Genomic DNA, 7,514 nt, shown 5'->3' with positions numbered 1-7,514 from the left:
CTGAAGCTACGTCCACGAATGAGCAAAAACGCTCAAACAACCGAAAAACCCGCACGAGCAACAGACGCTGTGCGGGTTGGTGACGCAGCCCGGGCGGGGGGAGTGTAAGAAACTTTGGGGGTCAAGGTGATCCAGTGAGGTTGAAGTAGTCTCCTGCTTCAGCTGGGAAAGGATCATCTTGAACGACAACGGAACCCAGACCGAGACCACTGCTGGTCGCGGTGGCTTGGACGTGCGGATCGCCTAGGACCTGGTCGAGCAGGCCAGGACCGAGGGCCTGGCTCTGACCGGCCCGGACGGACTGCTCGCGGCGATCACGAAGAACGCCATCCAGGCCGCGCTCGAAGCGGAGATGACCGAACACCTCGGCTTCGAAAGAGGTGACCGCGCAGCCTCGGCCGCGGCCGGTGGCGGCAACCACCGCAACGGCACCTCGAAGAAGACCGTGCAGACCGGCGCCGGCCCGGTCGAGCTCGACATCCCGCGAGACCGGGCCGGCGAGTTCGAGCCCAAGCACTCCCGGTGGGTCGGCGACGGCGGCGAAGGCGCCAAGCACTGGATGGGCGTGCTCGCCGAGCTGCGCAACCGGGGCGTCGAGGACGTGCTCGTGGTCTGCTGCGACGGACTCAAGGGCCTGCCGGAGTCGATCGGTGAGATCTGGCCCCAAGCGCTCGTCCAGCTTTGCGTGGTCCACTTGGTCCGCGCGAGCTTGAAGTATGCCGCGAAGCGGCATTGGGGGCCGATCTCCAAGGCACTCAGAGCCGTCTACACCGCCCCGACCGTCGAGGCCGTCGAGCGGCAGTTCGGCGAGTTCAAGACCGCCTGGGGCGGGCAGTATCCGATGATCGTGCGGACCTGGGAATCGGCCTGGGAGCAGTTCACGCCGTTCCTGGCGTTCCCGCCCGAGATCCGGCGGGTCATCTACACCACCAACATGATCGAGTCGATGAATGCCCGCTTCCGCCAAACCGTCCGCCGCCGGGGTCACTTCCCGAGTGACCAGGCCGCGTTGAAAGTGCTCTACCTGGTCATCCGCGACCGGCAGAAGAACCGGCCGAACGTGATCGGCAAGACCCACGGCTGGAAGCGGGCCCTCCAGCAGTTCGCCCTGTACTTCGGCGACCGCGTGACCGCCCAGACCGAACACTAGAATGTCAACCGATCACCTTGACCCACAAGGAATCAGGCACTCCCGAAGCATGGTTCACTCAGGAGGCAAGAGGTTCACTGGCATGTCAATAACCACTGCCGTATTCCCTTGGGAAACGGAAGCCGGAGACGGGGTCCCGTCTCCGGCAGTTCCATCAGAGCATATTCGCTCGGATTAGCAATCCTTCGCGATGAAACTCTCGGCATCGTTGTCGTGGCCGTTCAACTCGAGGTTCGCCAGGTAGGTCTGAGGGCGCACCTTGAGCAACTCGCCGGTGAAGTCGTCGTAGTCGTACAAGATGAGCGTGCAACTCGTGCGGTTCCACACACTGCTGATCTCGTTGTCGCCGTCCCACCCATCGATGTCCACGCTGTAGTCCGTGGAGGGGTCATGGTGGATGTACTTCTCTCCGCCTCGGTTCGGGTCCTCCCACATGCAAATGTATCCCCAGTCGCGTGGGTCGGCGCAGTCGTGTGCGGTCGCCCCCACATCACCGTCTTCGACCGACGCGGCGGTCGCAGCCTGGTTGACCGGGGCGGTGGGGCTGGCGCTGGCCGAAGCAGTTCCGGCCAGCAGCGCCAAGGCGCCGAACATGGCCGCAATTGCGACCGCGATGCTCTTCCTCGTCTTCATGTGCACCTCTTCGATGTCGCTGTCGTCTGTCTCCTCTGTCGAGGTTCGCGGTCAAGGCTGCCATCGTGTTCTGGCGCGGTGCTGGCGTCGCGCTGGCGTGGGGTCGGTGACGTGGGCTGCGAGAAAGGTGCGGTTGCGCGATGATAGGGCTTGTTCCGGTTTGCGGGGGAACGGTGAGTGTCTGGGGGCGGCGGTGGAGATTCGAGTGCTGGGGCCGGTCGAGTTGGTCGAGGAGGGTCGACCGGTTGCGGTGGCTGCGGCCAAGCAGCGCGGGCTGCTGGCGTTGCTGCTGCTGCGCCCGAACCGGATGGTGGAGCAGGACTGGTTGATCGACCAGCTGTGGGAGGGTGGCCCGCCGGCCGCTGCGAAGGCGACCCTGCAGGCCTATGTGTACCGGCTGCGGAAGCTGCTCGGCGGGCCGGGCTCTACTGCGGCGCTGCACGGTCGGCGGGGCGGCTATCGGCTCGATGTCTCGGCGGGGACACTGGATGCCGACCGGTTCGAACACATGCTGGCCGAGGGCCGGCAGGCGCTGGACGCCGGGCGATTCGAGGACGCGGTGGTCGCGTTTCGCGCGGGTCTGGGGTTGTGGCGCGGCGCGGCGTTCGCCGACATCGATCTGCAAGCCGTCCGCGAACGGGCTCGCGGACTGGACGACCGGCGCCTGGAGGCCACCGAGCAGTGCCTGTCCGCCGAGCTGGGCGCTGGACACCATGACATCGCCGTCATCGAACTGGAAGCGCTGGTCGAGGCGCATCCGTTGCGGGAACGGTTCTGGGAGCTGCTGCTGCTCGCCCTGTATCGGTGCGGCCGCCAAGCCGAGGCGCTCGCCGCCTACCAGCGCCTGTACCGGGCACTCGGCGATGAGCTGGGCATCCAACCCGCCCCGCCCGTACAAGAGCTCCAGCAACGGATCTTGGAGGGTGATCCGACGCTGGGGGCTCCCTCGGTGGCAAGCGGTAGACCCGCCGAGGCCCGGATTCCGCGGCAGTTGCCCGCCTCGACCGGCGACTTCACCGGCCGCGCCGATTGCCTTTCCGAGCTCGATCAGCTGCTGCTCGACAGCGGAGCGGACCATGACGGACCGGGCGCGGTGGTGATCACCGCGATCACGGGTACGGCCGGGGTCGGCAAGACAACGTTGGCGGTGCACTGGGCCCACCGGGCCGCCGACCGGTTCGAGGACGGGCAGTTGTATGTGAACCTGCGCGGCTTCGATCCCGGCGGTCAGCCGATGCAGCCGGCGGAGGCCATGCGGGGATTCCTGGACGCCCTGCACGTGGTGCCTGAACGGATCCCCGCAGACCCCGATGCCCAGACCGGCTTGTATCGCACGTTGTTGGCTGACAAGCGAATGCTGGTGGTGCTGGACAACGCCCGCGACGTCGATCAGGTGCGCCCGCTGCTGCCCGGCGGTCGGGGCAACCTGGTGGTGGTCACCAGCCGCAACCAGATGTCCGGGTTGATCACCCTCGCCGGCGCCTACCCGTTGACGCTCGACGTACTCACCCTGATCGAGGCACGGCAATACTTGGAGCGCCGGCTCGGCCGAGACCGAGTGGCCGCCGAACTGGAGGCAGCGGACAGCATCATCGACTCCTGCGCCCGGCTTCCCCTGGCCTTGGCGATCGTGGCCACCCGCGCCGCCATGAACCGCCGGTTCTCGTTCCGGGCGCTGGCCGAGGAACTCCGGGCCGCGCACCACAGTCTCGACACCTTTGCCGACCAGGACCACAACACGGATGTGCGGGCAGTGTTTTCATGGTCGTATACCCAACTCGCCCCTGAAGCGGCTCGGCTGTTTCGATTGCTGGGCCTGCATCCCGGTCCGGACGTCTCCGCGGCCGCGGCCGCCGGCCTCGCCGGAGTCCCACCCGTGCAAGTGCGCCCCCTGCTGGCCGAGCTGACACGCGCCCACTTGATCATCGAGCAGCAACCCGGCCGGTACACCATTCACGACCTCTTGCGCGCCTATGCCGCAGAGCTGGCCCGCAACACCGACTCCGACGATGAGCGCCGCATCGCGGCGCACCGGATGCTGGACCACTACCTGCACACCGCGCACACCGCGAACCGATTGGTGCGGCCCACCCGTGAACCGATCGAGCTCGTCCCCTCGCTGGGCGACTGCCATCCTGAACTGCTCACCGACTTCGAGCAGGCGATGGCCTGGTTCACCGCCGAGCACGCCGTGCTGCTCTCAGCTGTCGACTACTCGACGAAGGCCGGTTTCGATGCCCATACTTGGCAGTTGGCATGGTGCTGCGCTGATTTCTTCAACCTGCAGGGGCACTGGCACGATCAGATCACCACCGACCGAGCTGCTGTGGCCGCCGCCCACCGGCTGACCGACCTCGACGCGGAAGCCCGCGCCCACCGTTTCCTCGCCCACGGCCTCATGCGCGTGGGACGATTTGACGACGCCCAGACGCACCTCCGACATGCTCTTGAACTGCACCGCCAAGCGGGCGATCTGGCCGGGGAGGCCCATGCGCACCACACCTTCGCGATGATGCTGGCCGGCCAAACGCGCCACACCGACGCGCTCGATCACGCCACACAGGCCCTTGACCTGTATCGGCGGGCCGATCACCCGGTCGGGCTGGCCACGGCACTCAACGCGGTCGGTTTTCTTCACGCGCTTCTCGGCAACTACATTGAGGCACTTGATTACTGCCAGCAGGCGCTGGATCGGGGTCAGGGCGACGACCGCAGCGGGTTGGCCGCGACTTGGGACAGCCTCGGCTACATCCATCATCATCTCGGCGATCACACTCAAGCCATCAACAGCTACGAACACGCTCTCGACGGGTACCGGACCATCGGTAACCGGCTTGAGGAAGCAGGTACCCTCATTCGCCTCGGCGACACCCAGCACACCACCGGCGATGACAACGCCGCCCGCAACGCCTGGAAGGCGGCGCTCGACATCCTTGACGACCTCGACCACCCCGACGCCGACACGGTCCGCACCAAACTCAGCGACCACGACACCGTCGTACAGTAAGAGCTTGTCTCAGTTGGTGAGTTTCTTGTAGCGGGTAAAGGTGGCGGCGAGGGCAAGGAACGCGGCGAACAGGTGGCCGTGTCGCTCGTATCGCAGGGTCAAGCGTTGGTAGCCGCCGAGACCGGCTTGCCGGTGTCTCCTGGCTGGACTGAATCGGAAGTTCCTGGAGGGATGACGGAGGCGTGACACTTGCTCATGTCACGCCTAGATGTCTTTTTTATTCTTTTATTAGAGATATAGATCCGAATATCCGGTAGTCCGGGCGGGCTATGCAGCAGACCTGTACGCCTCAGGCCTGCAACGACACGGCGTGTCGGCCGAATTTCAACTTCATGCAGTCTACGGCAGCGACGGAGGTGAACTCTCGTCCCGAATCGACGTCTGTGACCGACGGAGAACCCAGATCAGGCTGTCGGTGACGGGCCTTCGGCTCGACTGCCCGGCACGGACCTTAGCTTCGCTTATTGCAACTCAAAACTCTAGGTCAAGAGGGTATTGGCACGCCTGCGGCGGCTGGTGACGGCGATCGACGCCCGAGCGGCCGCCGCCCTGTCCAACGGGCGGCGGCCGCTGTCGGCCCGGATGCGGCACCCCTGTGGTGGTCAGAGTTGGTAGCCTCCCGAGACCTCGATGCTCTGGGCGGTGATCCATCGGGACTCGTCCGAGCACAACGCTGCGATCGCCGCGCCGATATCGTCGGGCTCGCCGATGCGCCCGAGCGCGGTTGCCCTCGCGAGGGGCTCGGCCAGTTCGGGGAACCGCTCGAACGCGTTGTCGCCCAGCCGCGTCCGTGTAGGTCCGGGCGCGATCGCGTTCACCCGGATGCCTCGGGCGCTGAACTCCTTGGCCATGAAGCGGGTCAGGACGATCAAACCGCCCTTGAGCGATCCGTACACCGAGTACCCCGGCGCCGCTTCGGAGCTCGTCGCGCTGCTGCTCGTGGTATTGACGATGACGCCGCCGTCCTCGATGAGCGGCAGCAGTGCCTGCGTGAGGAAGTACGGGCCTTTGAGCAGGACCCGCGTCAAGTCGTCGAACAGTTCTTCGGTGGTTTCCGCGAACGGCGCCATGCGGGCCCGTCCGCCGTTGTTCACCAGCGCGGTGACGCCCGTGGCGCCCCAGGTGTCCGCGAGCGCCGCGATCACCTGGCGCTTGAACTCGGGGAAGCCCTCGGTGCGGCCGAGGTCGAGCGGCAGCGCGACGGCCTTCCCGCCCGCGCGCTCGACCGCGGCCACGGTTTCGAGGCCGCGGTCGCGGCTGCCGGCGTAGGTGGCGATGACGCCCCAGCCGCGTTCGGCGAGCTGGACGGCGGCGCTGCGCCCGATGCCGGAACTGGCGCCGGTGACGATGGCGATGGGCATAGTGGTCCTCCGATGCAGTTCGGTTGTCCTGCTGCCGCAAGGAGATCTGCCGACAGCCCGTGCAGATCAAGCAAAGCGCCGCCGACACTGATCGCATAGGCGGATCCTGTCGAGGCCTTGCACGATCCTGCTCCGATCGGCAGGATCGGCCGGCGTCCATCGCGGCGAGTGCTTGAATCGGCCCATGTCCCTCGAAGAGCTGCGCGGTCTCATCCTGCGACACGCGCGTGACGACGACACCACGGTGATCGACGGCGTGCTCCTGTCCGTGACGGCTGCGGCCGCTCCGCCGAGCGCCCGCCCCTCGGGCACCTGCATGGCGCTCATCGCGCAGGGCGCGAAGCGCCTCGTGCTGGGCGAGCGCGCCTTCGACTACCGTGCGGGCCAGTATCTGGTGGCGTCGGTCGACCTGCCGGTCACCGGCCAGTTCGTCGAGGCGAGCCGCGACAGGCCCGCCGTCGGCTTCGGGCTGACGCTGCGCCCGGCCGTCATCGCCGAACTGCTCTTGGACCACGCCGACGCGCTCGCGCCCCGAGACGACCGCGGCGTCCCGCTCGGCCTGGTGGTCAGCGACGCCTCGGCCGAACTCGTCGACGCCGTGATCCGCATGGTGCGGTTGCTGGAGCGACCCCGCGACCGCGCGGTGCTGGCTCCGATGATCGAACGCGAGATCCTCTGGCTGCTGATCAACGGCGAACAGGGTGCCGCCGTCCGGCAACTCGGCCTCGCCGACAGCAGTCTCTCCCACGTCAGCCGGGTCGCCCGATGGATCCGCGATCACTACGCCGAACGGCTCCGGGTCGAGGATCTCGCCCGCATGTCCCGGCTCAGCACCTCGGCGTTCCACCGCAGCTTTCGCGCGGTCACCACGATGACCCCGATCCAGTTCCAGAAGCAGATCCGCCTGCACCAGGCCCGCCTGCTGCTGGCGACGCGCAGCGACGACGTCACCCGCATCGGACTCGCCGTCGGCTATGACAGCGGCTCGCAGTTCAGCCGCGAATACCGGCGCCTCTTCGGCGTGCCTCCCAGCGAGGACGCCGACCGGATGCGCACGGCACAAGGCCGAGAGCATCGAGACCAGTGACGCAGAAGGCTTGAGCCGGCTGCCGGTGCCGGTAGGCGCGTCTTCCAGAACTCCGAATCGGAGACCTTCTCGGGGGAGACTCCCTGAACCCCTCAACCATCAGCCGCGGTCCGTCACCGCGTCCATCGCCGACGCCGATTCGCGGCGACCCGAGCGCTGCTCGATGAAGCGCGCTGGACCGCGTGGAACACGGTGCGAGCCCTGGCGCCCTCCGGCGGCCTCGCCTGGTCGCTCGCCGTCCACCGGCGTCGATGGGGTGAAACGACGAGTCCAATC

At 66.9% G+C, this 7,514-nt stretch carries 5 protein-coding genes; 3 read left to right on the top strand and 2 right to left on the bottom strand.

All coding sequences use genetic code 11. The features are described 5' to 3' along the window. Positions 1 to 250: 250 nt before the first annotated feature. A complete protein-coding gene (locus tag LO763_RS28535; RefSeq protein WP_369432116.1) occupies positions 251 to 1,150 on the top strand; it encodes an IS256 family transposase in 900 nt (299 codons plus the stop codon). Between the two features lie 174 nt (positions 1,151 to 1,324). Here LO763_RS28535 and LO763_RS28530 read toward each other — a convergent pair whose 3' ends face one another. Then, the gene (locus tag LO763_RS28530) at positions 1,325 to 1,783 is read right to left on the bottom strand and encodes a peptidase inhibitor family I36 protein (RefSeq protein WP_230792265.1); all 459 of its coding nucleotides are present in this window, start codon (positions 1,781 to 1,783) and stop codon (positions 1,325 to 1,327) included. Positions 1,784 to 1,976: 193 nt separating this feature from the next. On the opposite strand from LO763_RS28530, the gene LO763_RS28525 reads away from it, so the two are divergent. After that, on the top strand, positions 1,977 to 4,790 hold the full coding sequence (locus LO763_RS28525) for an AfsR/SARP family transcriptional regulator (RefSeq protein ID WP_230792261.1): 2,814 nt from the start codon (positions 1,977 to 1,979) through the stop codon (positions 4,788 to 4,790). Between the two features lie 602 nt (positions 4,791 to 5,392). Here the strand turns inward: LO763_RS28525 and LO763_RS28520 are convergent. After that, a complete protein-coding gene (locus LO763_RS28520; RefSeq protein ID WP_230792259.1) occupies positions 5,393 to 6,151 on the bottom strand; it encodes an SDR family NAD(P)-dependent oxidoreductase in 759 nt (252 codons plus the stop codon). Positions 6,152 to 6,335: 184 nt separating this feature from the next. Between LO763_RS28520 and LO763_RS28515 the strand changes: the two genes are divergently transcribed. Next, positions 6,336 to 7,238: an AraC family transcriptional regulator gene (locus tag LO763_RS28515; protein ID WP_230792257.1), complete on the top strand. Its 903-nt coding sequence runs from the start codon at positions 6,336 to 6,338 to the stop codon at positions 7,236 to 7,238. The last annotated feature ends 276 nt before the right edge of the window (positions 7,239 to 7,514 follow it).

Origin of the sequence: Glycomyces amatae (assembly GCF_020991375.1) — a bacterium.
GTDB lineage: Bacteria > Actinomycetota > Actinomycetes > Mycobacteriales > Micromonosporaceae > Glycomyces > Glycomyces amatae.
The sequence above is the reverse complement of the archived record's forward strand: the minus strand, read 5'-3'. Positions and strand labels throughout refer to the sequence as shown.

Bases quoted from the DNA above. Each gene is read 5' to 3' on its own strand.
- LO763_RS28520 (WP_230792259.1), bottom strand. From the start codon at position 6,151: ATGCCCATCGCCATCGTCACCGGCGCCAGTTCCGGCATCGGGCGCAGC.
- LO763_RS28515 (WP_230792257.1), top strand. From the start codon at position 6,336: ATGTCCCTCGAAGAGCTGCGCGGTCTCATCCTGCGACACGCGCGTGAC.
- LO763_RS28530 (WP_230792265.1), bottom strand. From the start codon at position 1,783: ATGAAGACGAGGAAGAGCATCGCGGTCGCAATTGCGGCCATGTTCGGC.